Below are 24,991 nucleotides of genomic sequence, written 5' to 3' on the forward strand. Positions count from 1 at the left end.
AGCCGCGGGCCGTGGTCAGGCTTGTGACGAGTTTGCGCACCCATGCCACGAGGTCGTCGGCCAGGTCGCCGGTGTGGTTCACCGACGCCAGGATCCTGTCGGCGTCTTCGAGCATGACGTCGGCGACCAGCGCGGGGCGGCTGGGCCACCAGCGATAGATCGTCTGCTTTCCCACACCGGCGACCTGGCCGACGACCTCGTGGCATGGGTGCGCAAACTCGTCACAAGCCTGACCACGGCCCGCGGCTCGGCCATGCTGCGCACCCTGACCGCCGCCGGCATGGAGCATGAGGAGACGGCTGTCAAACTGCGCGCCGGCTTCTCCTCGCCGCTGCACGAAAGCGTCCGCAACCGGCTGCTTGCCGACGGCCTCGACGAGGCCACGGCCGATTCCGCCGCCGACGCCATCGTCGGCGGAGTGGTGTATCCGATTCTTTCTGGCGCACAACCTTATTCGCGGCTGCGGGCCGAAACGACCACCCGGATAGTCGTCGACGCTCTTGCCCGCCGGCCCTGACAACCCACCCGAATCGGCAGCGCGAGCGCGAGACATGGTCTAGGTATGAAGCTATGACGCTAAATCAGGGGCCGGAGCCGTCTGATCAGCTCGCCCCGAAGTCGCTCGCCGCGTGGCAGTTCTTCCAGCAGATGCTCGCCGACGTCACCAAGGTGGTGACGCAGGACGCCGAGTCCGAGCGAGAACTGCTCGAGGGGCTGCGGGTCATCGCCCGGGTGTCGTCGCTGTGCTCGCAACTATCGGTCGAGGCCGACCTCGACCGGCCGTCGTTCTTCGACATGTGCTCGGACAACCGGATGATCGGCGGCCCCAACCCCGACGGCAACTACTACCTGGCGATGATCCGCGGCGACCGGCGCTACCGGATCACCGGCGCCCGGGGCACAAGCGCCTATCTCGGATTCCAGATCCTGGCCGGCACCGGCCTTAGCCCGCGCCGGATGTCCAACTACATCAGCGACACCGACCTGGCCCTGACGTCGGGCGAATTCGCGCTCGTCCTGTCGGCGGACGAACCGTCCGATCTCGGTGGCGCGCGGTGGGTGCAGATCCCCGACGACGCGTCATCGGTCGTCGTCCGGGAGTATCTCGCCGACCGCGGGTCTGAGCAGCTGGCCACCCTGCGGATCGAAGCGCTCGATCCCGGTCCGCTCGCTCCGCTGACCGACGACGAACTCGCCGAGCAATTCACCGCGATGGCATGGACGCTGATGAAGCTCGTCACGCTGCACCGCACGATCAAGCCCGAGCTGTTGGCGCGTCCCAACACGCTGCTGACGGCCGAGGCCGCCGATCTGGGTGCGGCCGACACCACCCCGGACAACCTGTACATGATGGGCACGTTTCGGCTCGACCCCGGCGAGGCGCTCGTGCTCGACATCGCGCCACCCGACACCAGGTACTGGAACGTCACGCTGGAAAGCGTGTGGCATGAGTGCCTGGAGCCACGCCGCCGGCACAGCTCGGTGACCAACCGTGGGGTGCGGCCGGACGCGGACGGGCGCGTGCGCATCGCGATCTCCGCACAGGACTTCGGTTTTGGCCACTGGCTCGACACCGGTGGCCGGCATCGCGGGTTCGTGGTGCTGCGCTGGCTCGACAACCCCAATCCGCCCGACGTCGCGGTGACGGTGCGCCGGCAAGGGGAACGGGCATGACGCTAAAGGAGAAGTTCGACCCCGACCGGCTCATCGCCGCAGCCTGCGAAGAAGCGGGCAGCGACGACTTCGGCGCGGACGGCTGGCGGCCCGGGCTGGATCGTCTCACCGACGCGCTGATCAACGAGGCACGGCTCTCGGACCTAGGTGTCGAGATCGCCTGCCTGGATGTGATGCGAGCCCTGAAGAACCGGCTCGGCGTGATCGCCTGGCGCAAAAAACACCCCGAGATCGCCAGCGAGCCAATCACCCAGCCGATCTTCATCGTCGGCCAACCCCGCTCCGGAACCACGATCCTGTACGACCTGCTCGCCCAGGATCCAGAGCTTCGCGCCCCACTGACCTGGGAGGTCGACGAGCCCTGTCCGGTCCCGCGGCCCGAGACGTATCACACCGATCCGCGCATCGCGCAGGTGCAGGCCAGCATCGAGCTCTCCGAGCAGATCGTTCCCGGCTTCCTCGCATTTCACCCGATGGGCGCGCTCGTCGGGCAGGAGTGCGTCCGGATCACGGCGAGCGAATTCACCAGCATGATCTTTCCGGTGCAGTACCGCCTGCCGAGCTACTCGCATTGGCTCCTCTATGACGCCGACTACGCCGGTGCGTACCGCTTCCATCGAATCTTCCTGCAGCACCTGCAGTCTGGCGTTCCCGGGCAGTGGCTGCTGAAGTCGCCGGCGCATCTGTGGCAGTTGGATGCGCTGCTGGCCGAATATCCCGACGCGCTGATCGTGCAGACGCACCGCGATCCGCTCAACGTCATCTCGTCGATCGCGGCGCTGACCCACCACCTGCGACGGATGTGCAGCGACGAGTCCGACATCGCCGAGTGCGCGGCGCAGTCCTACGAAGAGATCGTCGTCGGCCTCGATCGCGGGATGACGCTGCGCGACGGCGGCGCGGTGCCCGCCGGCCGGGTGATCGACGTGCTGTTCACCGATTTCATGAACGACCCGTGGACCACGATCAACGACATCTATCGGAGGCTGGGCCGCGAGCTGAAACCGGATGCCGCACAAAGGATGCGGGACTTCCTGGCCGCCCATCCCGGGGACGGCGGACGGGGTCGCTACACCTGGTCGGACACCGGCCTGGATGCCGGCGAGGTGCGCGAGCGGGTGAGTGCCTATCAGGAACGCTACGCGGTGCCGACCGAACAGCTGCGGTAGCGGATCAGCCCGCGACCGAAGCGTCGTAGATCGACTGAATGGCCGCGTCCAGCGTGGCGTTGAACTGCTCGTCTGATTGGTCGGCGGTAAGGCCCTCGGTCAGCGCGCGGCTGAAGCTGGCGATCACGCCGGTGTTCTGCGCGAGCAGCTTGTTGGCCTCCTCGCGGGAGTAGCCACCCGACAGTGCCAGCACCCGCATCACCCGCGGATGTTCCACCAACGGACGGTAGTGGTTGACCGCGCTGGGCAGGCTGAGCTTGAGCATCACCCGCTGGCCGTCGGGAACGGTTTCGAGCTGCTTGGTGATTTCGTCGCGCAAGATGTCCTCGGCCTGCGCCTTGTCAGCAATCGAGATGGTGACTTCGGGTTCGATGATGGGCACCAGTCCGTGCGACAGCACCTGATGGGCCACCTCGAATTGCTGGGCGACCACTGCGGCAATGCCCTCGGCGTTGGCGCCGCCGATCACCGAGCGCTCTTTGGTGCCGAAAACACCCTTGCCCGCGGCCCGCTCCAGCAGCTCGTCCAACCCCGGCATCGGCTTCATCAGCTGCACTTCGTCGGAGGCCTCGGCCAAACCCTTGTCGATCTTGAGGATCGGCACCACGCCCTTGGTCTCCCACAGGTAGGTGGTCGACGGCTTGCCCTCGATCTCGCGGTCCATGGTCTGCTCGAACAGAATCGCCGCCAGCACCCGGTCACCCGTGAACGCCGGGGAGGTGATGATCCGCGAGCGCATCTGGTGGATGAGGTCGAACATCTCTTCCTCGGAGGAATAGGCGTCCTCCTCGATGCCATACAGGCGCAACGCCTTCGGCGTCGAGCCACCGCTCTGGTCGAGCGCTGCGACGAATCCCTTGCCCGACGTCATCCTGTCTGCTTGCTTTTCGTTCGGCATGGAATTCTCCACTCCCTTGTGGTCGTCGCGCCCCTTTCGTCACGGTGCGCAATCGGGCTCGGATCGTGTCGATCATATTTCGGCCGGCCACAGCCCGGACAGGCGGTGGTCAGGCCTCGGTTGCGTCCTGCTCCGGCGACGCACTTTTGCCGGGCCACAGCGCCATGCGATCGAGAAGCCCGTCGCGCAGCACGAGCGTGTGAAACAGCACCGCGCAGACGTGCGCGGTGAAGGTCAGGAAAAGCAGGAGGGCGAAGACGTTGTGGGCCTGCCGAAGCACGGCGTAGACGTCGATGTTGTGTGGCGCGATGCCGGGCAGCTGAAACGGCCCGACCATGCCGACGGGAAACCGCGCCGCCGAGAGCATGGCCCAGCCGACCAGGGGCTGGATGAGTAGCAGGGCGTAGAGCAGGTACTCCGACCACGACGCGATGCGGCGCTCGGTGGGGCCCATGGTGGCCAGGAAGGGTGGCAGCCGGTGGGTGAGCCTGTTCGCCAGGCGCACCACGGCGAAGATCAGGATCAGCAACCCCAGCGGCCGGTGTATCGCCAGGAGCAGCGGGTAGTAGGTCAGCGATGCGATCATGGTCACCCCGATGAGCAGCTGCGCGATGACCATGGGCGCCATCAGCCAGTGCAAGATTCGGGAGGGAAGGGCGAAACGCCCACGGGCGGCGGTTGTTTCGTTGGCCTCGTCGGTCATGCGCGCACCTGGGCGACGTTGACCTCGCTGGCCGATTTGGGTTCCTCGGCGCGGCGGGTGAAGGAGCGCGCGTAAACCGCCGATCTTGCGGCAAGCAACGGGTCGTCGGAGGCCGCGATGCCATCGGGCAACACCAGCGGGTCGAAGTTGATATCGCGGGCGTTGCCCGCCTCCTCGGTCGCCACCGCGGTGATGGTGATGGTGCCGGCATCGATGGAGCGGCGCGATTGCGGCCACGGTTTGGTGGCGTCGTTCGTCGGATCCCCGGGTTCGCCGATCGTGAGCACCAGCCGCCACTTCAATGGCCGCTGCGCCAACGCCCCGACGAGGTCGTCGAACAGGTAGTCCTTTCCCACCGACGACGCCGGGGGATTCGCCGCGCCGGCTTCCAGCGGAACGGCGGACCAGCGCACGGGAACGGTCGCGCCCGCACCGTTGGTGAAGTGAAAGGCATTCAGGCCGTAGAACGTGCTGTCCGCGAATCCCGCGCTCGGCGGTGACTGCTTGATGAGCTTCATGGCCGCGACGGTCTCGGGGTGGCGGTCGAGGAATGCGGCCATCGCCTGCGGGTCGGGCTTCCCGGTGCCGGGCATGGGCCTGGACGCGAGCAACCGATCGTAAAACCCCTGCGGGGTGCTGTCGGCGAAAACGGGAATGTTGATCATCGCCGTGCGCCACTGCTGCCCGTTGGGAGTCTGGAAAAGCAGCCCCAGTCCGCGGACCGTGTCGGGCTTGTCGGCCTGATCCGGCAGACCGCCGGACAGCGAAAACCGACCGATCACCGGAACGCTGCCCCGCGCGAAAACCGCCGCCCGGCAGATGGCCGCGCCCGCGCCCGTGCTCGCGAAAGACCCTGTGGCGGAAAGCCCTTTGGCATGGTTGCGCCGAAACCCATCGTGGTGGCCGTAGACATGTTCGAAGCGATCGGCGAACCACGAGGGCGTGAGTTGCGCACCCGGCCGCAGCCAGCCGCCTGCATAGGCAAAGCCGCCGACGTCCACCGCGGCGATACCGGCGACCGCGCCCATCCCGAGCAGCGCGCTACGCCGGGTCAGCGGGCCGAGGCGGGTGGGCCTGGCTTCGGCGGGGTTGTCGTCCCGCTCGCCTTCCTGGTCACCGGGTTCCATGCCCACCATCCTTTCGGTGCTTTTCCGGTGGAGGCTACGGCGCGGGGCCGGAATTCGTTCAACGTGCGGGCGCTCGGCGCGACAAAGTTCAGGCAGATGTCATCTTGCCCGCGCGAGAACGGGGCTCACCTTGCCGTAGCCAGCAGCGAACACCATCGTGCCGTGCGGCCACGCGGCGAAGAAGGTAGGAGGCGAATTCGTCCGCGACGGAGTGGCCCGTTAATCCCCTTTTAGGTCAGATAATCGCCTGCGCTGCAATGGGATTCGACGATAGAAAGGCCAGCAACAACGCATCCCGTAACATCGGCGCCATGGAACCGAGCCGCTGGTGGGGCGACGACCGCGCGATCCTCGATGACGAGGAGGCCCGCCGGCGCATCCTGGACGCCGCCGGCCGCTGCATCGTGCGCCGCGGCAGCACTCAGTTCCGGGTGGGCGAGGTGGCAGACGAAGCCGGGGTGTCGCGGTCGACGGTGTACCGGTACTTCCCGGGCCGCGACGACGTCCTGCTGGGCCTGCTGCTGATGCGCATCGACAACGCGCTTGGTGAACTCGTGCGCTCGCTGCCCGCTCCCGACGACCCGGTTCGGTCGGTGCCCGAGATGGTGTTGGCCCGCGTCGAGTCGGTGGATGGCAATCCGCTGAACGAAGCGCTGTTCGCGGCCGAGAGCACCGCCGTGGCCACCGCCCTGGAGAAGGGGTCCGAACCGATCGTGGAGTTACTGCTGCAGCACTACGAGCCGTTGCTGACTCGATGGAAGCGGGCGGGCCGTCTCTACGACGATCTCGAGGCCCGATCGATCGTCCAGTGGCTGCACACGGCCACGTTGTTTTTGCTGGCGCCCTCGTGGCGGCGCCGTCCGGCGGCCGACAAACGTGAATTCGTCGAGCAGTTCGTGGTGCGCGCCCTGGTTCCACCAATCAGACAATAATCGGGTATTGTCTGATGTCCAGACGTTCGGTTATTTTTGTCTGACGATGCGTCGGCTCGCGACTGATCGGTGCCCGAATCAGGACGGAACGACATGAAACACGCTGTGGGACAGGCCTTCTCCGCCATGGGCCTGGCCGCCCATCTGGGCCGCGGGCTGGGCCGGGTGACCGCGGACGCCGTGGTCGGAGGCCGGTTGGGGTTGCCGCGCACGGTCGACGACGTAGACGCGTCCGTCCTGTCCAAGATCATGGGAAAGACCGTCAGGTCGGTGCGTGTCCTCGGCAGCGACGCGGGGACGTCCTCGCGGGCGCGGTTGGTACTGACCGGAAAAGACGTACCCGAGTCGGTATTCGTCAAGCTCGCGGCACAGACCGTCGCCACCCGCCTGATGGGCGAACTCGGCAGGCTCGGACACACCGAGGTGCGCTTCTACAGCCAACTCGCGCCGGAACTGACCGGCGTCCCCGAGTGCTACGGCGCCGCATTCGACCCCTGGACCGGCCGGTACCTGTTGGTCCTGGAAGATCTCCCGGCCGAGTCGTGCGAATTCCCTGACACGTTGCACCCGCTCTCCCCCGACCAGGCCAGCCTCATCGTCGAATTGCTGGCCGAGTTGCACGCCACCTTCTGGCATCGCCTGCCCCGCGATGGCGGCGGCCCGCTGGGATGGCTCTACACGCCATCGGGCGACGTAACGTCCCTGCTGACCGGTTCGCTGATGCACGCGTCGATCAAACGCCTCGCCGATCGCACCGCCATCCCGGTCGATAACGGCCGCTTCATCGCCGACAACTACCGCGCCGTCGCCGCGGTGATCGACACTCCCCCGCATACGGTCATGCATGGCGACGCGCATCCGGGCAACATGTACTTCTACGGCGGCAAGGCGGGACTGCTGGATTGGCAGGCGGTGCGGCGCGGCCATCCCTCTCGCGAGCTGGCCTACACCCTGATCACTAGCCTGACGCCGGAAGACCGCCGCGCGACGCAGCGCGAGCTGCTCAACGACTACCGTCGTGCGCTCGCGGCCGCCGGGGGGCCCGGCCTGGACCGCGACGACCTGTGGCTGCGATATCGCCAGGGCGCGCTGTACGGATATGTCGCCCCCCTGATCACCGCCGGAATGGGCGGAATGCAGGTCGAGGGCATCGCGATGGAAGGACTGCGGCGCGGGGTCGAGGCGCTCGACGACCTGGACGCCGTCGCGGCGCTGAAGCGTTCCCTGTAGCCGAGGCGAAATTCGGCCGAACCTATTGCCATAGCGGCCGCAGGAGTTACGCTACTTCGAGTAGCGAAATACGCGTACAGCTCACTCGGCAACGCAAGGAGAGTCTCGTGTTCGACCTCAAGATCACCGGTGGCACCGTCGTCGATGGCACCGGCGCGGATCGGTTTCGCGCCGACATCGGCATCAAGGATGGAGTGATCGTCGACGTCGTCCGCCGCGGATCCAGCGACGCCGAGATGGGCGGCGAGGCCGCTGAAACCATCGATGCGACAGGTCATGTCGTGGCCCCTGGCTTCGTCGACATCCACACCCACTACGACGGCCAGGTGAGTTGGGACAGCCTGCTCGAGCCGTCCAGCGGCCACGGCGTCACCACGATTGTGACCGGCAACTGCGGCGTCGGCTTTGCGCCGGTGCGGCCCGGCAGCGAGCAGTGGCTGATCGAGCTGATGGAGGGCGTCGAAGATATCCCCGGCACCGCGCTGACCGAGGGCATCACCTGGGGCTGGGAGACGTACCCCGAGTACCTCGACGCGATCGGCAAGCAGAAGTTCGCGATCGACGTGGGCAGCCAGGTCGCCCACGGCGCCATCCGCGCCTACGCGATGGGCGAGCGGGGCGCCCGCAACGAGCCGGCCACCCCCGACGACATCGAGGCGATGGGTCGCCTGGTCACCGAGGCGATCGAAGCCGGTGCGCTGGGCTTCTCCACGTCGCGCACGATGGGCCACCGCGCGATGGACGGCGAACCGGTGCCCGGAACGTTCGCGGCCGAGGAAGAACTGTTCGGCCTGGGCCGCGCCATGGCGGCCGGCGGTCAGGCGGTGTTCGAGCTGGCCCCGCAGGGGTCCGCGGGCGAGGACATCGTCGCCCCGAAGAAGGAACTGGACTGGATGCGGCGGTTGGGCGCCGAGATCGACCGGCCGGTGTCGTTCGCCCTGATCCAGGTGGACGCCGATCCGAAACTGTGGCGCGAAATGCTGGACCTCTCCGCGGACGCGCACGCCGCGGGCAGCCGGTTGCACCCACAGGTCGCGGCGCGTCCGTTCGGCATGATGATCGGTTTCCAGGGCCATCACGGTTTCAGCCACCGGCCCACCTATCGCAAGCTGCAGGCCGAGTTTGGCCGCGAGGAACTCGCGCAGCGCCTGGCCGATCCCGCGGTCAAGGCCGCGATCCTGTCGGAGGACGACGTGCCCGCCGACCCGACCCTGTTGTTCGACGGCATGTTCGCCCTGGTGCAGCACTCCCTGCACCGCCTGTACGCGCTCGGCGACCCGCCCGACTACGAGCCCACCCCCGACCGCACCGTCGCGGCGATCGCCAAGGCACGCGGCGAGGACCCGCTGTCCACCCTGTACGACCTGATGCTCGAGCGGAACGCGACCGCGATGCTGATGCTGCCGCTGTTCAACTACGCCGAGGGCAACTGCGAGGCGATCCGGGAGATGCTGCTCCATCCCGCCGGGGTGCTGGGACTCTCCGACGGCGGCGCGCACTGCGGGATGATCTGTGACGCCTCCTACCCCACGTTCCTGCTGACGCATTGGGCGCGCGACCGCAGCCGAGGCGAGAAGTTGCCGTTGGAATACGTGATCCGCAAGCAATCCCGTGACACCGCACACCTTTTCGGGCTCACCGATCGCGGCACGATCGAGCCCGGCAAGAAGGCCGACATCAACGTGATCGACCTGGACGCGCTGAGGTTGCACCCCGCGGCGATGGCCTTCGACCTGCCCGCGGGCGGGCATCGGATCCTGCAGGGCGCGAGCGGATATGCGGCGACGATCGTCAGCGGGACGGTGACCCGGCGCCACGATGTCGACACGGGCGCCCGTCCGGGTCGCCTGGTTCGGGGAGCGCGTTAGGGTCCGGCGCATGAAAGTGGCCGCCGGCAACCCGGCCCGCACCCGCGACGAGGATGCGATCGGCGTCCCGCCGGCAGGCCCTACCCTGGTGCCGGCCGAGCGCTACTACTCTCCGGCGTTCGCCGCGCTCGAGATCGAGCGGATGTGGCCGAAAGTCTGGCAGGTCGCCTGCATGCTCGACCATGTCGCGGAGCCGGGCGACTATTTCGAGTACCGCTGCGGGCCCTACGGCGTGCTGATCGTCCACGGTGACGACGGCGTGCTGCGCGCCTTCCAGAACGTCTGTCGCCATCGCGGCAACTCGATCTGCGCCGGCTCGGGTTCCGGACTGCGCGAGCTGAAGTGCGGCTATCACGGCTGGACGTGGGACCTCGCCGGCACGCTCAAGCGGGTGCCCAACCGCAAGGGATTCGGCGCGCTGCGCATGTCGGACTTCCCGTTGATACCGGCCAGGGTCGATACCTGGGAGGGCCTCGTCTTCGTCAACCTCGACGTCAACGCGATGCCGCTGCTCGACTACCTGGAGTCGGTGCCCGACGACATCGCGTGGTGCAATCTGGGCGACTTCCGCTGCTATGCCACCCTCACCGTCGAGGTCGACGCCAACTGGAAGACGATCGCCGACGGCTACAGCGAGACCTACCATATTCAGACGCTGCATCCCGAACTGCTGCGCTGCGTCGACGACATCCATGCGCCGCAGCAGATCTGGGGTCACACCGGCAAGTCCGATCAGCCCTACGGTGTGCAAAGCCCGCGCTTCGACGGCGCATTGAGCGATGAAGAGGTTTGGGACGCCTACGTTTACACGCAGGGTGCGCTCATGGGCGCGGCCGAAGGCACGCCATTCCCCGCCGATGAACTCCAGCCCGGACAGACGGTGCAGGACCTGATCGCGGCACGCACACGGGCGTTCGCGGCATCCCGCGGGGTCGACCTCGACTGGGCCGACACCGACCGGATCACTCGGCTGCACCAGTACAACGTGTTCCCCAACATGACGCTGCTGGCCAACGCCGACCACCTGACCATCATGTGCTCGCGCCCAGGGCCGGACCCCGACCATGGCGAGTTCGTCATGTTCTTGATGACGCGGATGCCGCCCGGCGCGGCGCGCAACAAGCCGACGGACGTCCGCATGAGCGCCGGGGAGGCCGAGCCCGGCCTGGTCCTAACGCAGGACATCCGCGTGCTGCCGGGCTTGCAGCGCGGCATGCACCAACCCGGCTTCACCCACTTGGTGCTCTCCGGCGAGGAGCGGCGAGTGATCAACATGCATCGCAACCTCGAGCGCTACCTCGACCTACCCGAGGCAGACCGAATCGGCGGGCCCACGTCCGCGGATCGCGGCGAAGTAATTGGCGCGGAGCCTACGAAATAGCCCCCGAGCGAATTACAATCCGGCTGTGGCGATCCCGTCGAACCCGTGCGGTGGCGAGTGGGGGCGGCTATCACATCGGCTAGAGATGCAGTATCAGATTGTCGGCCGCAGGGGGGCGCGGCGGCTGTGCAAGCGCTTCGCGCAGGTGGGTGTCAGGACGCAGCCGGACCGGCTGCAGCAGATGCTGGCAGGCATGCCCGGCTCGGACGAGGAAGTGGCCGATGTCAGATTTGCCTTGATCGCTTCACAGCTGAATCGTCAAACGCGGGCCGCAAAACTGAAGCGGCTGCAACGACACGGCACGCGCTCGCTGCTGTTCGCGGGCTTGGTTCTGGTCGTATTGAACTTCCTTTTCTGCGTTGCCTACGTCTTGCTGAACCTGGCCCAACAGGCCACGCCGCTGTAAGGCGGGGAAAACGCCCGCACCGGAATTACTTTGGCTCGAGTCTGAAGACCGCGCAGCGGCCCGCGAGGGCCTCGAACTCGTCGGCGGTTCCCTGTTCGACCAGCCCCGCGCGTTTAAAGAAGCCGACACCCCTCGGTACCTTGTCCGGAAACGCGCGCAATACCGGGCGAGCCTGCTCCGCGTTGAGTTCGACGAAGCTGACGCGCTGCGCGCGACGGCCGCGGGTGACGGTCCCTGCGCCGGCGGCGCGGGCATTGAGCACCCAGTCCGCGTTCGGGTATCCACCGACGACGTAGAGGCCGTCATGCAGCGTGAACGGGGTCGCCGGCGTACTGCGCGGCTCACCCGATTTGCGGCCGGGCACCGTCAGCACGCGTACCGGTCCGGTGGCGATGCCGACCTTGTGCATGGCGATCATGACCTTGTTCATTGGCTTGAGCCAGGCGGGTGGTTTCTGATCAGACATCGCTCCATTCGTATCAACCAGGCTGATACATGTCAAGGTAGCTGACACTTGTCCTGCTCCACCAAGCTCAGGTGGATGCCGTCGCGGCCACGCTTCGTTGACGTGCCCGGCATCCGATGAGCGCGCCGGCCCGTTGCGACCTCACCGTCGATCTGGACCGTTCCGCCCGTGGCGTGATGCTGTCGCTGCCAGTCGGAAATGGCCTGATGCGCAGCGTGATCGAGATAGTTGACCAACAGATGGACGGTGACCGTGGTGCGCTCGGGAACGGACGCCAGCACACCGGTCAGCCGCGGCAGCGTCAGGAACGTGCATGCTCCCTCGATGGTCACGCGCCACTCTTCACCCACCGGCTCGGCCTCCACTCGCGCCCGTATCACCCGCCAACCGGTTAGGACGATGGCCACGATGAGCCCGATCAGCACACCGTGCAACAGATTCAGAAACACGACGCACGCGGCGGTCACGACGTAGACGGCGATGTCGCCGCTGCGAAGGGCGTTCTCGACGTGCGCGGGCTTGAGCAGCTCGATCCCGATGACGATGAGCAAGCCGGCCAGCGCCGCCGTGGGAATCTGCTCGACCAACTCCGCGAACGGCAAGGCGAACAGGAGGACCCAGACTCCGTGCAGGATCGTCGAGGCGCGGGTCTTCGCGCCCGCGTTGACGTTGGCCGCGCTACGGACGATGACCCCTGCGATAGCGAGGCCGCCGATGGCGCCCGACACCACGTTCGCCGCGCCCTGACCGATCAGCTCGCGGTCGAAGTCGGTGCGCGGCCCATTGTGCATCCTGTCGATCGAAACGGCGGTGAGCAGGCTCTGCACACTGGTGATGAGCGTGACGGTGATGACGCCGATTGCGACGGCTCCCCAGTTTCCGTGAGGCAGTGTCGGGAGTTGCAACGCCTCCAGGACCGAACCCTCGAGTTCGATACGGGGCACGTCAAACGGAAAAACCACCGACACAATGGTCACCGTCACGATGGCGACCAGGGGCCCGGGGATTCGGGCCAGTCGGGGTGGAGCCCAACGCCATGCGATCAGAATTGCGATCACGAGTACGCCCAGAACGACGCCCGGCCGGTGCGCACCGAGAATCTGCGATGGTAGGCCACTGACGTTGGCCCACGCCGAGCTTTTGGATTCGCCGCCGAGTAGCACGTGCGTTTGTTGCAGCGCGATCGTGATTCCGATACCGGCCAGCATCGCGTGCACGACAACCGGCGAGATCGCGAGCGCGGCGCGCGCAACGCGGCTGAGCCCCAACAACACCTGCAAGGCCCCGGCCGCCGCGGTGATCAAACACGTGACGCCCCAGCCGAACTCAGCGATCAGGTCGGCGACGATCACCGTCAGCCCGGCGGCTGGACCGCTGACCTGTAGCGCGGACCCGCCGATAGCACCGGCAACGATTCCCCCTACTATCGCGGCGATCAAGCCGGCCAGTACCGGCGCGTTCGAAGCGATTGCGATACCCAATGACAGCGGCAGCGCTACCAGGAAGACCACCAGCGACGAGGGCAGGTCGTAGCGGACAATCTGTCTCAGCCGGCGTCCTAAGGGTTCGCCCGCGACGGCCTGTTGGGCGATCTTGGTCGTGTGCTGCATCGGTCCTTCCTTGCGTAAACCGCACTGTAAATGCCTGGCGCACTTGTGATTACACCGGCGCGTAGAGTTCATGGGCTTGCACTAAAACGTGCTTGCTCCCGGGTTCGAAAGTAGGCGCCAAGCCGCGCGGGCGGCAACTCGGCAAGCCGTGCGCATAGCGAATGCAAATCTTTTGATTCGTCTATTTGCGGTAACTCGCCGCGCTCAAATGCGCTGTTACATAGGCGTAACCATTGCGCCCGAAGCGCATTCGCTTCAGGCTGGCCCCCGCCCGTCGCCCGCCAACGTTACGAGAAGTCTTGTCCCCCCCAACGGACTGGCGTGCAAAGACGCCTTGCCGCCATGCAATTCGGCCTGCTGGGCGACCAGCGCCAGGCCCAATCCGGACCCCGAGCGCGACGCCGTCGACCCGCGGGAGAAGCGTTCGAAGACCGCGGCGCGCTCCTCTTCGGGAATGCCGGTGCCATTGTCGTCGATGGCGATTTCCACGCCGTCGCCGGAACTCGTTACGTTGAGCCGGATTTCGGTGGCACTACCGTGCTTGACGGCGTTGGCGATGGCGTTGTCGATCACCAGCCGCAGGCCCGTGGGCAACCCCACCATCAAGACCGTGGGCGAGGGCACCAGCGATACCTGCAAGCCCGGGTAGACGCGCAACGCGTCGTGCGCGGCACGATCCAGTAGCTCGGTGATGTCGAAGGGAACGAAGTCATCGACGGTGGTCAGATCGCCCTGGGCCAGTCGTTCGAGCGCCGTCAGGGTGGCCTCGATCCGGCTCTGGGTGCGTATGACGTCGCTGATCACCTCTTTGCGCTGCTCGGCGCCCAACTCCAACGTCGACAGCACCTCGAGGTTGGTGCGCATGGCGGTCAGCGGAGTGCGCAATTCGTGGGAGGCGACGGCGGCGAAATCGCGAGCGGATTCGAGCGCCGCCTTCGTGCGCTGCTGCTCGTTGCCGATGCGGGCCAGCATGCCCTCTACCGCTTCGGCGATCTCCACGGCCTCCCGCACACCGCGGACCTGAACCTCGTCGGGGCTGGACTGGGCATTGATGGCGCGGGCCTGTTGGGCCAGCAGCAGAAACGGATTGACCATGATCAACGAGATCACCCAGCCGACAAGGATCGTCCCGCCGATGACGCCGGAACAGATCAACAACACCCGCAGGTGCAGTTCGTCGATCCGATGTTGAGCCTCGGCCAGCGGCGCCGCCAGCGCGATCGATGCCGGGCCCGCGGTGAACGTGCGGACCCGGTATTGCACGCCGTTGATGGTCGTGTTGGCGTAGCCGTTCGGGAGTTGGGGCAGGACGATATTGCCCGGCACCGAGACCGTCGTATCCCCGATGCGCGCGGTGCGCACCAGGTTGCCATCCGGCATGGGCCGATCGGGATTGGTGAGCTGCGCGCTGTTGAGCATCGAATTGATATCACCCAGGCTGGTGACCGAATCCAGGCGACGGTCGAGCTGGCTGTACTGGTCGTTCGTGACGCCGATCCACACCCACAGGCCCAGGAGGACGACGAGGGTCATCACCGATAGTGCGGCCACGATGACGATCGTGCGCAGCGACAGCACGCGCATCGGGAGCCGTATATGACGAAACACGCGAATATCAGGCTCCCTCTATTGCCCGCGAAGTGCCCGGTCGATGTCGTGGACGATAGTAACGACGGCGGTCCGGCGCGAAAGGATGGCGTGGCAAGGCGCTCGCGATCGACGGTGGTTTCTCGGTCAGCTAGCCCGGCGCCGGGCCGGCTGACCAGGTCATTTGCCTCGATACGAGGTGAGTGAGTACTCTCTCACCATGGCTCCGTCGGGACGGGATCGGCTGCTGGCCGAGGCGCTGAAGCTGTTCGCCGCCAAGGGGTACGCGGCGACCTCGGTGGCCGACATTCAGCGCGCCTCCGGCCTCGCCCCGGGATCGGGCGCGCTCTACAAGCACTTCGGCTCCAAGCGTGAGCTGCTGGAGGCCGCGGTCGCGTACCGGATCGACAGCATCGTTTCCGCGCGAGAGCAGTACGACGCCGGGCGGTCGGGCAGCGTCGAGGAGGCGGTGCGCACCGCGGGCGAGCTGATCTGGAGCAACCTGCGCGACAGCGAGGATCTGCTCAAGGTCATGTTGCGCGAGCCTGCCGAGGCCGGCGATCTCGAGACGAAGACGTGGCAGGTCATCACCGACAACGCCTACCAGCGGTTCGCCGACGAATTGGCGGCGTCGAATCGCTCCGGCCGCACCAGCATCCCGGACCCCGAGGCGGCCGCGGCCGTGGCGATCGGGTCGCTTTCCTATGCCGCAACGCTGCAGGCCCTGACCGGCCGCTCGCCCGGAAACATCGACGACGACCGTTACTTCGAGGCCTGGGTCAATCAGACGGTCAGCGTCCTGGCGCAATACACCAACCGTAAAAACCGCTGACCACAACATATTTCAGGAGCAAGCTGTGACCTTTTCACTGCAACTGAGCGACGACGTCATCGAGGTCCGGGACTGGGTGCACAAGTTCGCCAGCGAAGTCATCCGGCCCGCCGCGGCCGAATGGGACGAACGCGAAGAGACCCCGTGGCCCGTGATCCAGGAGGCCGCCAAGGTGGGCCTCTACTCCCCCGATTTCTTCGCGCAGCAGGCGGCCGAGCCGACCGGGCTGGGATTTCTGACCACGTTCGAAGAGATGTTCTGGGGCGACGCCGGTATCGCGCTGTCCATCCTCGGCACCGGGTTGGCCGCGGCGGCCTTGGCGGGCAACGGAACTCCCGAACAGCTGGGCCGCTGGCTGCCCGAGATGTTCGGCACGCCTGAGGATCCCAAGCTGGGCGCGTTCTGCTCGTCGGAACCCGACGCCGGATCTGACGTCGGCGCCATCCGGAGTCGTGCGCACTACGACGAGGCGGCCGGCGAGTGGGTCCTCAACGGCACCAAGACCTGGGCGACCAACGGCGGCATCGCCAACGTGCACATCGTGGTGGCGTCGGTCTATCCCGAGCTCGGCGCGCGCGGCCAGGCCACCTTCGTCATCGGGCCGGACACTGCGGGTCTGGCCCAGGGGCAGAAGTTCAAAAAGCATGGGATCCGCGCTTCGCATACCGCCGAGGTGGTGCTCGACAATGTGCGTCTGCCCGAGGACGCCATCCTCGGCGGCCGGGAGAAGTTCGAGGCCCGCGTCGCGCGGGTCAAATCCGGCGCCTCCGCGGGTGGCCAGGCGGCGATGAAGACCTTCGAGCGAACTCGGCCCACCGTCGGCGCGATGGCCATCGGTGTGGCCCGGGCCGCCTACGAATACGCCCTCGAATATGCCTGCCAGCGTGAGCAATTCGGGCGCAAGATCGGCGAGTTCCAGGCGGTGGCGTTCAAACTGGCGGACATGAAGAGCCGCATCGACGCGTCTCGCCTACTGGTGTGGCGCGCCGGCTGGATGGCGCGCAACAACAAGAACTTCGACTCGGCCGAGGGGTCGATGGCCAAGCTGGTGGCAAGCGAGACCGCGGTCTACGTCACCGACGAGGCCATCCAGATCCTCGGCGGCAACGGATACACCCGCGACTACCCGGTGGAGCGGATGCACCGCGACGCGAAGATCTTCACCATTTTCGAGGGAACCAGCGAGATCCAGCGGCTGGTGATCTCGCGGGCGTTGACGGGGCTGCCGATCCGTTAACCCGCGCTGCGAGACATGATGGCCGGATGACCTACGAGATCCGCGTCCTCGACAGTGAGGACGACCTCGTTGCCGCGGCCAACCTGTTTCGCACCGCCATGGTCGGCTTCCCTCCGCTGCCGAACCTGCAGCCTGGTCAGATCAGCAAGCTGCTCGAGCCCGGCCGTACCGTCGGAGCGTTCGCCGCGGGACAACTCGTCGGCACCGCGGATGCCGTGACAAGCGGGCTGACGCTTCCCGGCGGCGCGGTCGTCGGCCACGCCGCCGTGTCCCACATCGGCGTGCTGCCGTCGTTCACGCGCAAGGGAATCGCCACCGCGCTCATGGATCACCAGCTGCGCGACATCGCGGCGCGGGGTGAGGTGGTCGCAACGTTGCGCGCTTCGGAGGCGACGATCTACGAGCGATACGGCTACGGCGTGGCGAGTTCATCGCAAACCGTCGAGGTTCAGACGGCGCGGGCGGCGCTCCGACGGGGCGTCGGCCCCGGCGCCCCGGTCCGGCTGCTCGACACTGCGCAAACATTTGACGTCCTGCCACGGATCTACGCCGAGAATCGTCCGTCGCGGGCGGGAACCATCGATCGCCCGGACGTGTGGTGGGAGGGTTTGCGGCTGCGGACCGAATCATCCTCGGGCCCCGCGTATGTCGCGGTTTCCGGCGACCCGGGAGCCGAGTCGGGTTTCATCCGCTATCGCCCGGTCGACACCGAACGGTGGTTCGTCAGCGATCAGCGGACCGTCGTGGTCGAAGATTTCTTCGCACCCACCCCCGACGCGTACCTGGGGCTGCTGCGCTTCCTGCTCGGCCTCGATCTCGTCGACCGCGTGATGTTCTGGATGTTGCCGGTCGACGATCCGCTGCCCTGGCTATTGGTCGACCGGCGGGCCATGAAGATTTCCGCGGTGCATGACGAGACATGGTTGCGGGTCATCCATGCCGAGAAGGCGCTGACGGCCCGCCGATACGCCGGCGACGGCGCCGTCACCATCGCCGTGAATGACTCACTGCTGCAGCATAATTCGGCCAGTTACACCATCGCCGGCGACGGCGTGGAACCGACGAAACGGCCCGCCCAGGTGCGCGTCGGTGTCGAGGGACTCGCCGCCGTCCTGCTCGGCGGCGCCACCTGGCGCGGTCTGGCCGTAGCCGGACTGGCGCGGGCCGACGAGCCCGCGGCACTCGCGGCGGCTGATCGGCTGTTCGCGGTGGCCGAAGCGCCGTACGCCGGATTTTTCTTCTAGGCCGCGCACGGGCTGAAGCTCGCGCGCAGCGACTCGAAGCCCTGCAGCGTGTTGTTCAAGAGCCGCACGGGCCGGTCAACCTGGATCCGGCTGACCGTGGGAATCATCGCTCGCAGCAGCGCGTGCATCTCCATCTTGGATAGATACATGCCGACGCAGGCGTGGGCGCCAAAGCCCCATCCGAGGTTGGCTCCCTTGCGGTGCAAGGAGAAGACCTCGGGTTGTTCGAATTGTGTCTCGTCCATGTTGGCTGACGCGTAGAGCAGCGCGACTCGTTGACCACGACGCAATCGGATGCCGTCGATCTCGGTGTCTTTCTTCAGCATTCGCGTGAAGCCGCGCACCGGTGAGCCGAGGCGAACGGCTTCGACCGCGGCTGCGGGCACCAGCTCGGGGTTGTGCCGAAGCTCCTCCCACACCTCGAGTTGGGTGCCCAGGCTCCACAGCAGTTGCGCCGACGCCAGGATCGTGGTGTCCAGGCTCGGACCGATGAAGTCGATCACCATGGCCTTGGCTTCCGACGGGCTCAACGCGCCGGCATGTCCCGCCGCGAGGACCGACTCTGCCCATCCGCCATGCTTGACACTCTCGGAGCGGATAGATCGCGCATAGCGCCAAAAACTCAGTCCCACCGGCGCTGCCTTCACGGTGCGGGTGTTGGTCGGGCCCAATACGTCGAAGCCGCCGCGGCCGTATCTCAGCATGCGGTGATGGTCGAGGTCGACGCCGACGAGATCCGCGACCACCCGGATGGGCAGATAAGCGGCGAAATCGGATACCCCGTCGAACTCCGGCCTCTCGCATAGCCGGTCGATGATCGCCGTCGCCTCGGCTTGCAGAACCGGCTCAATGTCGGAAAGCGCCTTGGCCGAGAGGGATTGCAGCAATACGCGCCGCCGCTTCGAGTGGCCCTCGCCGTCGCTGGCGAGCGTCGTGCCGGCGGTCAACACGTTGGTCACCGGATTGGCGGCCACCCCGTTGCCGCTGCAGTAAGTCTCGTCATCGCTAAGCGCCTGGCGCACATCGCGATAGCGGCCCATGACCCACAGTCGGTGCTTCGGCAGCCATACGACGGCCCCCGCATCGCGGATCTGACGATAGGTTTCGGCCGGCCTGAGCAGCGTCTCTTTGCCGTAGAGATCGACGGGCAAGGTCGGCGCCCCCGCCGCAGCACCGCGACGCAACATGTTCAACATTGAACACGCGATCGCCGTCAGCCGTGCGGCGCCTCGGAGATCTTGGTGTCCGGCTTGCCCACCGTCTGGCAGTACGTCAACGCCGACAGCCGAGTCGCCGAGATCTCAATGTTGCTCGGGTCAGCCCCGTTCTTGTCCTTGAGCATCTTGGTGACTTCGTCGTTCTGTTTCTTCTCGTCCTGAGTGGTGAAGTCTTTGCACTTCGTGTCGCCGCCGGTGTTGATGATCTGTGAGGCTGAACACGCACCGGACAGCAGGGCAGCGAGCACGATCGTGGCGGCAGCAATTTGCTTTGTCATTTGCCCTCCCGGATTGCCAGTAGTGGTATCTGTACACCAATTCGGCCGGTTTCAAACTCGGCGGTGGGGTTTGCGCCGGTCGGTGCGCGCGTTTGCCGGCGAGTGCCTGATGTGCCGATCCAACGAGATCGACCCGGTGCCGCGGCCCGTGCAACCTTCGGCCGGGTGGGAATAACAGCCGGGGCGCCCTCGTCTTCTACCGTTTGTCGGCCCGGCAGTGAGCGCATGACCGTGGGGAGGAAAAATCGGTGATCTCGTCGGATGTGCGCACCGGCCGGCCTTCGCCGATCGCAGTCAGTGACCAGCGCCGCGGGTCCGACGAAACCCGGGCCGTGTTCACCGGCGTGCTGGTTCTCTTGCTGTCCACGGGCTGGGTGGCCAACCACTTCGTCGCGCTGATGCCGTTGATCGGCGAGCGCCAACATCTCGGCGCGGCCAGGCTCGACGCGATCTTCGGAATCTACGCGCTGGGATTGCTGCCTGGACTGCTCGTCGGCGGCCGGGTATCCGACGCGCTCGGGCGTCAGTCGGTGGCGCTGGCGGGCTCGACAACCGCCATTGCGGGCACCTTGGCGATGCTGGTTTCCCAGCACGCGGATGTATTGCTGATGGGACGCTTGATCGTCGGGATCGGTGTGGGTCTGTTGATGAGTTCCTGCACCGCGTGGGCGTCCGATCTGAAGGGTCCCGCCGGCGCGGCCACGGCCGGCGCTGTGTTGCTCTTGGGTTTCGCCATCGGCCCGTTCACCGCGGGTGTGATCGCGCGGGCCGGACAGCCCGGCGTGCGGGTGTCGTTCGGGCTCGCCGCGGCGATTGTCGTGCTGGCGATGGCCATAACCGTCGTGGCGGTGCGGCGCACGGGCGCGACGGCGCCGGCAACGGAACGGGGCTGGGAGCCTTCGGTGTCAGCACGGCAGGGGACCGCGTGGGCGCTGAGTTGGGCCATGCCCCTGGCGCCGTGGGTGTTCGCCTCGGCGACGTTGGGGTTCATCGCGATCCCCACCCGGGTACACACCGGGCTCGCCGCTCCGATGGCCGTGGGCGCGGCGACGCTGATAGTCAATGGAGTCAGCGGGCTAATTCAGGTGTTGGCGCGTGTGTTTCGCTGGGGTCCACACGCCGGCACCGCCGGTGCCGTGCTGGCCGCGCTCGGTTACGCGGTCACTGCGGCCGCCCCGCCGACCATATCGCTGGCATTGGGCCTGCCGCTGTTCGTCGTTCTCGGGTGCGCGTCCGGACTTTGTTTGCGCGAGGGCCTGATCGACCTGGAAGCCGCGGCGCCGCAACGCATCCGGGGTGCGCTCGTCGGAGTGTTCTATGTGGTGACGTACGTCGGCTTTGGCCTGCCCTTGGTCTTGACGACGGTCGGGTCGGGCGTCTCCGCGACGATTCTCGCCGTGATGGCGGTCCTGGCGCTGGCAACGGCGGTGAGTCGGGCGGTGCGGCTGCGCCGAGATGCTCACCGCCCGAGTTGATTCAGGCGAGTTCGATGGCTTCCTGTTGGATCCGTTCGAACTGAGCGCCCATCGCCTCGGACAGCGCGGTCGCGCCGGACAGTGGGCGCACCATCACCATGAAGTCGTCGATCAGACCGTCGTCGTTGAAGTGCAGGAAATCGCAACCGGTGATCTTCTTGCCCGCCACCGTCGTCTCGAACACGAACGCGTGGTCGTGACCGTTGGCGTCGTTGATTTCGCGGATGTAGCGAAAGTCCTCGAAGATCCGCAACACTCCGCGCAGGATTGCCGCGGTGATCGGCTTGCCGACATACGGCTTGAAGGCCACCGGGCTGGTGAACACCACGGTATCGGCCAGCATCGCGTGGATGGCCGCCTCGTCGCGCTCCTCTACCGCCTTGCGGAACGGATGCATCAGGACACCTCGCATTGTCTAATTGTTGGGTCCGCTCGATTGACGCTAGAACACCGGTCACGGCGCCGGGCCTGTCAGGTAGTGGGTGATCACCGGTCGCAGCCATTTGGTGAGGTCTGCGTCGTCCATGGCGGTAAGTGAAGGGATGCAAAGGACGTAACGAGCCACCGCGAGGCCCAGGAGTTGCGATCCGACCAGGGCGGCGCGTTCGGCGGCACGGTTGGGGACGACTGCGGCCAATGCCGGCGCGACCCGATCGACGAAGACCTCGAGCAGGGCATCAGCGGCGGCTCGGTTTGTCGCGGCCGCCCGCAGTAGCGGGAGAAATGGCCCCTCCGGACCCCATACGGCACCGAACAGTGGCAGGAGCACATCGGCGACCTGGTCGGGTGCGACGTCGGAGAGATCCGGGAACGTGATGTCGAACCTGGATGCCGCTGCGAAAAGTTCTGCCTTGCTGCCGAAATAGTGCATGACGAGCGCCGGATCGACGCCTGCCGCTGACGCGATCGAGCGGATGGTCGTGCGTTCGAAGCCATGGTTTCCGAACTGCGATCGCGCGGTGGCCAGGATGGTCGATCGGGTCGCCTCTCCATCACGCACCTTGGTGGGCATGCCGACCAGTGTATTCAACAACTGTTGACACCCCCTGCATTCCGCGCCTATCGTTGAGTTCAACAGTTGTTGAACCCAAGGTTGGAGGTCACGGCCATGACGATCACAGCGATCCAGATTGGGCTCGACCCCGACGCGATCGATTACTCCTCACCCGACTTCGCTCAATTTCCGGGCCTGTCGCCGCAGCAGCTACGCGCCGCCAATGATGACAACGTCGCCGCGTTGCGCGCCGCCGGCTACGACGTCGACAACTGCCTTATCGAATTCGGCGATGCCGGAGCTGAGACTGCCCGTCGGTGGCTGGAAGCCAAACACTACGACGCGGTGCTTATCGGCGCCGGTGTGCGACTCGTCGCGAACAATACGCTGCTATTCGAGTCGATCGTCAATGCCGCACACACCACGCAGCCCGGGTGCCGTTTCGTCTTCAATCGTGCAGCCAAGCCAACGCCCGACGACATCCGGCGCTGGTATCCAGACCCGGAGGCGGTGGCGTGATGTCCGCACACGACGTTGATGTGCTCGTCGTCGGCGCCGGGCCGACGGGCCTGACCGCCGCTGGTGACCTCGCTCGGGCCGACAGGTCGGTCACCGTGCTAGAGCGCTGGCCCGTGGCCAACCCGGCAAGCCGCGCCTTCGCCACCATGGCCCGCACCCTCGAGGTCCTCGATGCCCGCGCGCTGGCCGACGATCTGTTGGCGCACGCACACACAGCGCCGGGAGTCACGATTTTCGGCGGTGCCCGCATCGACCTCACGCACCTCGACTCGCCGTACCGATTCGCGATGATCACTCCGCAGACCAACGTCGATCGGGCGCTCGCGGGCTACGCCATCGCGCAGGGCGCCGATATCCGGCGCGGTGTCGAGGTGATCGGACTCGACCAGGACGCCGAGGGCGTCACCGTGACCGCGCGGGCTCACGGCGACAACGAATCCCGTCACACCTGGCGGGCGCGGTACTTGGTCGGCGCCGACGGCGCACACAGTACCGTTCGTGAGTTGGCGGGTGCGGATTTCAGCGGCAAAACGATCCTGTCATCGATCGTGCTCGCCGATGTCAAGCTGACACACGGGCCGGCCGGCGGCGGCCTGACACTGGGCAGTACCCGCAATGAGTTCGCATTCTTAGCCCCCTACGGACGCCATGACTCCGGCGGGTCGTGGTACCGCGCGATGGTATGGGACCGCAACAATCAAGTACCCGATACCGAACCCGTGGACACCGGCGAGATCGTCGGCATCCTTGCGCGGGCAATGAACACCGACCTCGGAGTGCGCGAGGTGGGGTGGAGGTCCCGATTCCATTGCGACGAACGACAAGTCGGACAATACCGGCATGGCCGTGTGTTCCTCGCCGGAGACGCAGCGCACGTCCACTCTCCCATGGGAGGACAGGGCATGAACACCGGCATCCAGGACGCCGCGAACCTCGCTTGGAAGATCGATGCGGTACTCGCGGGAGCGAACGACGCCGTACTCGACAGCTACCAGTCGGAACGCCATCCGATCGGCCAGCGGGTGCTGCTGCAGTCCGGTCTCATGGCGCGTGGCGTCACACTCCGTCCGCGAGTTGCGCGGAAGCTACGAAACTTGCTGATGCCCAGGATCCTTCGTATACCTCGCGTTCGCGACGCGGTAGCCGGAAGCTTCGCGGGAACCACACTGCGGTATGCCCACCGGAAGGGCGAGAACTCTCTAGTTGGCACCTGCGCGACGCAGATCTCGTTGACGCAAGGCCGGCTCACCGAGTTGCAACGCACACCCGGCTTCGTTTTGATTCGTGAGCGCGGCACACCTCCGGTTGACGTAGCTGGAGTGCTTCAAGCGGAGCGGGGCGATTCCGGTCCGGCGGTGCTGGTGCGGCCCGACGGTTACATCGCCTGGGCCGGCGATTCCGCCGACCGGTCCGAGTGGGCGGCGGCCCTCGCTTGGTGGGCGGGATCGAGCTACGGAGCCGGGGTGCTTACCGGGTAGTTGCAAACGGATTGACTGGTTCTACCACCATGGGTCACGATGGCCGCGAGGCGCACGGTGGGCGGACTTGGGGGTCGGAATGGCTGACATCACCGAATTGATCCTCGCCGACCACAATTGGTTCCGCGAACAATTCGCCAGGCTGGACGATCTGCAGGCGCAGACGCCGGAGGACCACCGCGCAATCGAGCGGGTGTGGCGTCCGCTCGCCGACAAGCTCGATGTGCATGCCTACATCGAGGAGAAGATCTTCTACCCCCAATTGCTCAAGCGGGGCGCCGACGATCCCGAAGGCGAGACGCTCGACGCCATCGGCGACCACAACGACATTCGCGACGGCGTGCGCGACGCGAAGGCGGCCCCGATCGGGAGTGAACCCTGGTGGGCGGCCGTCGGCCGCACCCGGATGGCCAACGACGACCACATGGGCGAAGAGGAACGCGAAGGCTTGTCGGACTTTCGTCGCCACGCCCCCATCGGCCTTCGTGAAGCGCTCGGGCAGCAGTACAGCGAGTTCATGGTGCGCCATCCCACCACCAAGGGGCTGCCGATCGCCGATCGCGACCCCGCACGCTATGTCGAGGACCTCGAGGACAGCCCGCAACCCACCCGCACCGACTATTCGCTTCGGATCGGCAGCCTGAAAGGCCAATGAGCCGGTCAGAT

The 24,991-nt window shown here is 66.4% G+C and carries 24 protein-coding genes and 1 pseudogene; 15 read left to right on the top strand and 10 right to left on the bottom strand.

The window, feature by feature from the left end; translation table 11 throughout:
* Positions 1–157: 157 nt before the first annotated feature.
* The 3 genes and pseudogenes from A5745_RS10580 to A5745_RS10590 all read left to right on the top strand — a co-directional run.
* A pseudogene (locus tag A5745_RS10580) lies at positions 158–517 on the top strand (TetR-like C-terminal domain-containing protein); the annotation flags it as partial.
* 53 nt (positions 518–570) lie between these two features.
* Positions 571–1,674 (top strand): DUF1214 domain-containing protein, encoded by a 1,104-nt coding sequence (locus A5745_RS10585; protein ID WP_076115994.1) that lies wholly within the window; start codon positions 571–573, stop codon positions 1,672–1,674.
* Positions 1,671–2,843, top strand: coding sequence for a sulfotransferase (locus A5745_RS10590; RefSeq protein WP_076115995.1), 1,173 nt, complete (start codon positions 1,671–1,673; stop codon positions 2,841–2,843). The genes A5745_RS10585 and A5745_RS10590 overlap by 4 nt, the downstream gene beginning before the upstream one ends.
* Positions 2,844–2,847: 4 nt before the next feature.
* On the opposite strand, the gene A5745_RS10595 is transcribed toward A5745_RS10590, so the two are convergent.
* From A5745_RS10595 to A5745_RS10605, 3 genes are all read right to left on the bottom strand, one after another.
* Positions 2,848–3,741 carry a fructose bisphosphate aldolase gene (locus tag A5745_RS10595; RefSeq protein ID WP_076115996.1) on the bottom strand — a complete coding sequence of 298 codons (894 nt, stop codon included), beginning with the start codon at positions 3,739–3,741 and terminating at the stop codon, positions 2,848–2,850.
* 109 nt (positions 3,742–3,850) lie between these two features.
* Complete coding sequence (locus A5745_RS10600) at positions 3,851–4,444, bottom strand: cytochrome b (RefSeq protein WP_076115997.1); 594 nt, start codon at positions 4,442–4,444, stop codon at positions 3,851–3,853.
* Complete coding sequence (locus A5745_RS10605) at positions 4,441–5,571, bottom strand: catalase family peroxidase (RefSeq protein ID WP_305800054.1); 1,131 nt, start codon at positions 5,569–5,571, stop codon at positions 4,441–4,443. Before A5745_RS10605 ends, A5745_RS10600 begins: the two co-directional genes overlap by 4 nt.
* Before the next feature lie 311 nt (positions 5,572–5,882).
* On the opposite strand from A5745_RS10605, the gene A5745_RS10610 reads away from it, so the two are divergent.
* From A5745_RS10610 to A5745_RS10630, 5 genes are all read left to right on the top strand, one after another.
* A complete protein-coding gene (locus A5745_RS10610) occupies positions 5,883–6,503 on the top strand; it encodes a TetR/AcrR family transcriptional regulator (RefSeq protein ID WP_076116033.1) in 621 nt (206 codons plus the stop codon).
* Positions 6,504–6,596: 93 nt separating this feature from the next.
* Positions 6,597–7,733: a phosphotransferase gene (locus A5745_RS10615; protein WP_076115998.1), complete on the top strand. Its 1,137-nt coding sequence runs from the start codon at positions 6,597–6,599 to the stop codon at positions 7,731–7,733.
* 107 nt (positions 7,734–7,840) lie between these two features.
* The gene (locus A5745_RS10620) at positions 7,841–9,601 is read left to right on the top strand and encodes an amidohydrolase family protein (protein WP_076058768.1); all 1,761 of its coding nucleotides are present in this window, start codon (positions 7,841–7,843) and stop codon (positions 9,599–9,601) included.
* A gap of 10 nt (positions 9,602–9,611) precedes the next feature.
* Positions 9,612–10,982 carry an SRPBCC family protein gene (locus A5745_RS10625; RefSeq protein WP_076058820.1) on the top strand — a complete coding sequence of 457 codons (1,371 nt, stop codon included), beginning with the start codon at positions 9,612–9,614 and terminating at the stop codon, positions 10,980–10,982.
* Between the two features lie 25 nt (positions 10,983–11,007).
* Complete coding sequence (locus A5745_RS10630; protein ID WP_240562964.1) at positions 11,008–11,388, top strand: hypothetical protein; 381 nt, start codon at positions 11,008–11,010, stop codon at positions 11,386–11,388.
* 25 nt (positions 11,389–11,413) lie between these two features.
* Here A5745_RS10630 and A5745_RS10635 read toward each other — a convergent pair whose 3' ends face one another.
* The 3 genes from A5745_RS10635 to A5745_RS10645 all read right to left on the bottom strand — a co-directional run bounded on the left by A5745_RS10635 (position 11,414) and on the right by A5745_RS10645 (position 15,048).
* Positions 11,414–11,854: a nitroreductase family deazaflavin-dependent oxidoreductase gene (locus tag A5745_RS10635; protein ID WP_076115999.1), complete on the bottom strand. Its 441-nt coding sequence runs from the start codon at positions 11,852–11,854 to the stop codon at positions 11,414–11,416.
* 32 nt (positions 11,855–11,886) lie between these two features.
* Positions 11,887–13,464: a SulP family inorganic anion transporter gene (locus A5745_RS10640; protein WP_076116000.1), complete on the bottom strand. Its 1,578-nt coding sequence runs from the start codon at positions 13,462–13,464 to the stop codon at positions 11,887–11,889.
* A gap of 255 nt (positions 13,465–13,719) precedes the next feature.
* On the bottom strand, positions 13,720–15,048 hold the full coding sequence (locus tag A5745_RS10645; RefSeq protein ID WP_076116001.1) for a sensor histidine kinase KdpD: 1,329 nt from the start codon (positions 15,046–15,048) through the stop codon (positions 13,720–13,722).
* A 223-nt stretch (positions 15,049–15,271) separates the two neighbouring features.
* On the opposite strand from A5745_RS10645, the gene A5745_RS10650 reads away from it, so the two are divergent.
* The 3 genes from A5745_RS10650 to A5745_RS10660 are packed head-to-tail and all read left to right on the top strand — an operon-like array spanning position 15,272 to position 18,364.
* A complete protein-coding gene (locus A5745_RS10650; protein WP_076058772.1) occupies positions 15,272–15,883 on the top strand; it encodes a TetR/AcrR family transcriptional regulator in 612 nt (203 codons plus the stop codon).
* A 25-nt stretch (positions 15,884–15,908) separates the two neighbouring features.
* The gene (locus tag A5745_RS10655) at positions 15,909–17,120 is read left to right on the top strand and encodes an acyl-CoA dehydrogenase family protein (protein WP_076116002.1); all 1,212 of its coding nucleotides are present in this window, start codon (positions 15,909–15,911) and stop codon (positions 17,118–17,120) included.
* A gap of 26 nt (positions 17,121–17,146) precedes the next feature.
* Complete coding sequence (locus A5745_RS10660) at positions 17,147–18,364, top strand: GNAT family N-acetyltransferase (RefSeq protein ID WP_076116003.1); 1,218 nt, start codon at positions 17,147–17,149, stop codon at positions 18,362–18,364.
* Here A5745_RS10660 and A5745_RS10665 read toward each other — a convergent pair.
* A complete protein-coding gene (locus tag A5745_RS10665; protein WP_076116034.1) occupies positions 18,361–19,551 on the bottom strand; it encodes a cytochrome P450 in 1,191 nt (396 codons plus the stop codon). The two genes, A5745_RS10660 and A5745_RS10665, sit on opposite strands and share 4 nt — an antisense overlap.
* Before the next feature lie 26 nt (positions 19,552–19,577).
* Positions 19,578–19,859, bottom strand: coding sequence for a hypothetical protein (locus A5745_RS10670; protein ID WP_076058777.1), 282 nt, complete (start codon positions 19,857–19,859; stop codon positions 19,578–19,580).
* 248 nt (positions 19,860–20,107) lie between these two features.
* Between A5745_RS10670 and A5745_RS10675 the strand changes: the two genes are divergently transcribed.
* A complete protein-coding gene (locus tag A5745_RS10675; RefSeq protein WP_076116004.1) occupies positions 20,108–21,334 on the top strand; it encodes an MFS transporter in 1,227 nt (408 codons plus the stop codon).
* Between the two features lies 1 nt (position 21,335).
* On the opposite strand, the gene A5745_RS10680 is transcribed toward A5745_RS10675, so the two are convergent.
* Both A5745_RS10680 and A5745_RS10685 read right to left on the bottom strand, forming a co-directional pair.
* Positions 21,336–21,731, bottom strand: a complete 396-nt coding sequence (locus A5745_RS10680) for a nuclear transport factor 2 family protein (protein ID WP_076116005.1) — start codon at positions 21,729–21,731, stop codon at positions 21,336–21,338.
* Positions 21,732–21,788: 57 nt separating this feature from the next.
* The gene (locus tag A5745_RS10685; RefSeq protein WP_076116006.1) at positions 21,789–22,346 is read right to left on the bottom strand and encodes a TetR/AcrR family transcriptional regulator; all 558 of its coding nucleotides are present in this window, start codon (positions 22,344–22,346) and stop codon (positions 21,789–21,791) included.
* Between the two features lie 81 nt (positions 22,347–22,427).
* On the opposite strand from A5745_RS10685, the gene A5745_RS10690 reads away from it, so the two are divergent.
* The 3 genes from A5745_RS10690 to A5745_RS10700 all read left to right on the top strand — a co-directional run bounded on the left by A5745_RS10690 (position 22,428) and on the right by A5745_RS10700 (position 24,980).
* Complete coding sequence (locus A5745_RS10690) at positions 22,428–22,847, top strand: hypothetical protein (protein WP_254848543.1); 420 nt, start codon at positions 22,428–22,430, stop codon at positions 22,845–22,847.
* Positions 22,847–24,325, top strand: coding sequence for an FAD-dependent oxidoreductase (locus A5745_RS10695; protein ID WP_076058784.1), 1,479 nt, complete (start codon positions 22,847–22,849; stop codon positions 24,323–24,325). The genes A5745_RS10690 and A5745_RS10695 overlap by 1 nt, the downstream gene beginning before the upstream one ends.
* Before the next feature lie 79 nt (positions 24,326–24,404).
* Positions 24,405–24,980 (top strand): hemerythrin domain-containing protein, encoded by a 576-nt coding sequence (locus A5745_RS10700; protein WP_076116007.1) that lies wholly within the window; start codon positions 24,405–24,407, stop codon positions 24,978–24,980.
* Positions 24,981–24,991 lie beyond the last annotated feature (11 nt).

This window comes from Mycobacterium sp. IS-2888 (assembly GCF_001954215.1).
GTDB lineage: Bacteria > Actinomycetota > Actinomycetes > Mycobacteriales > Mycobacteriaceae > Mycobacterium.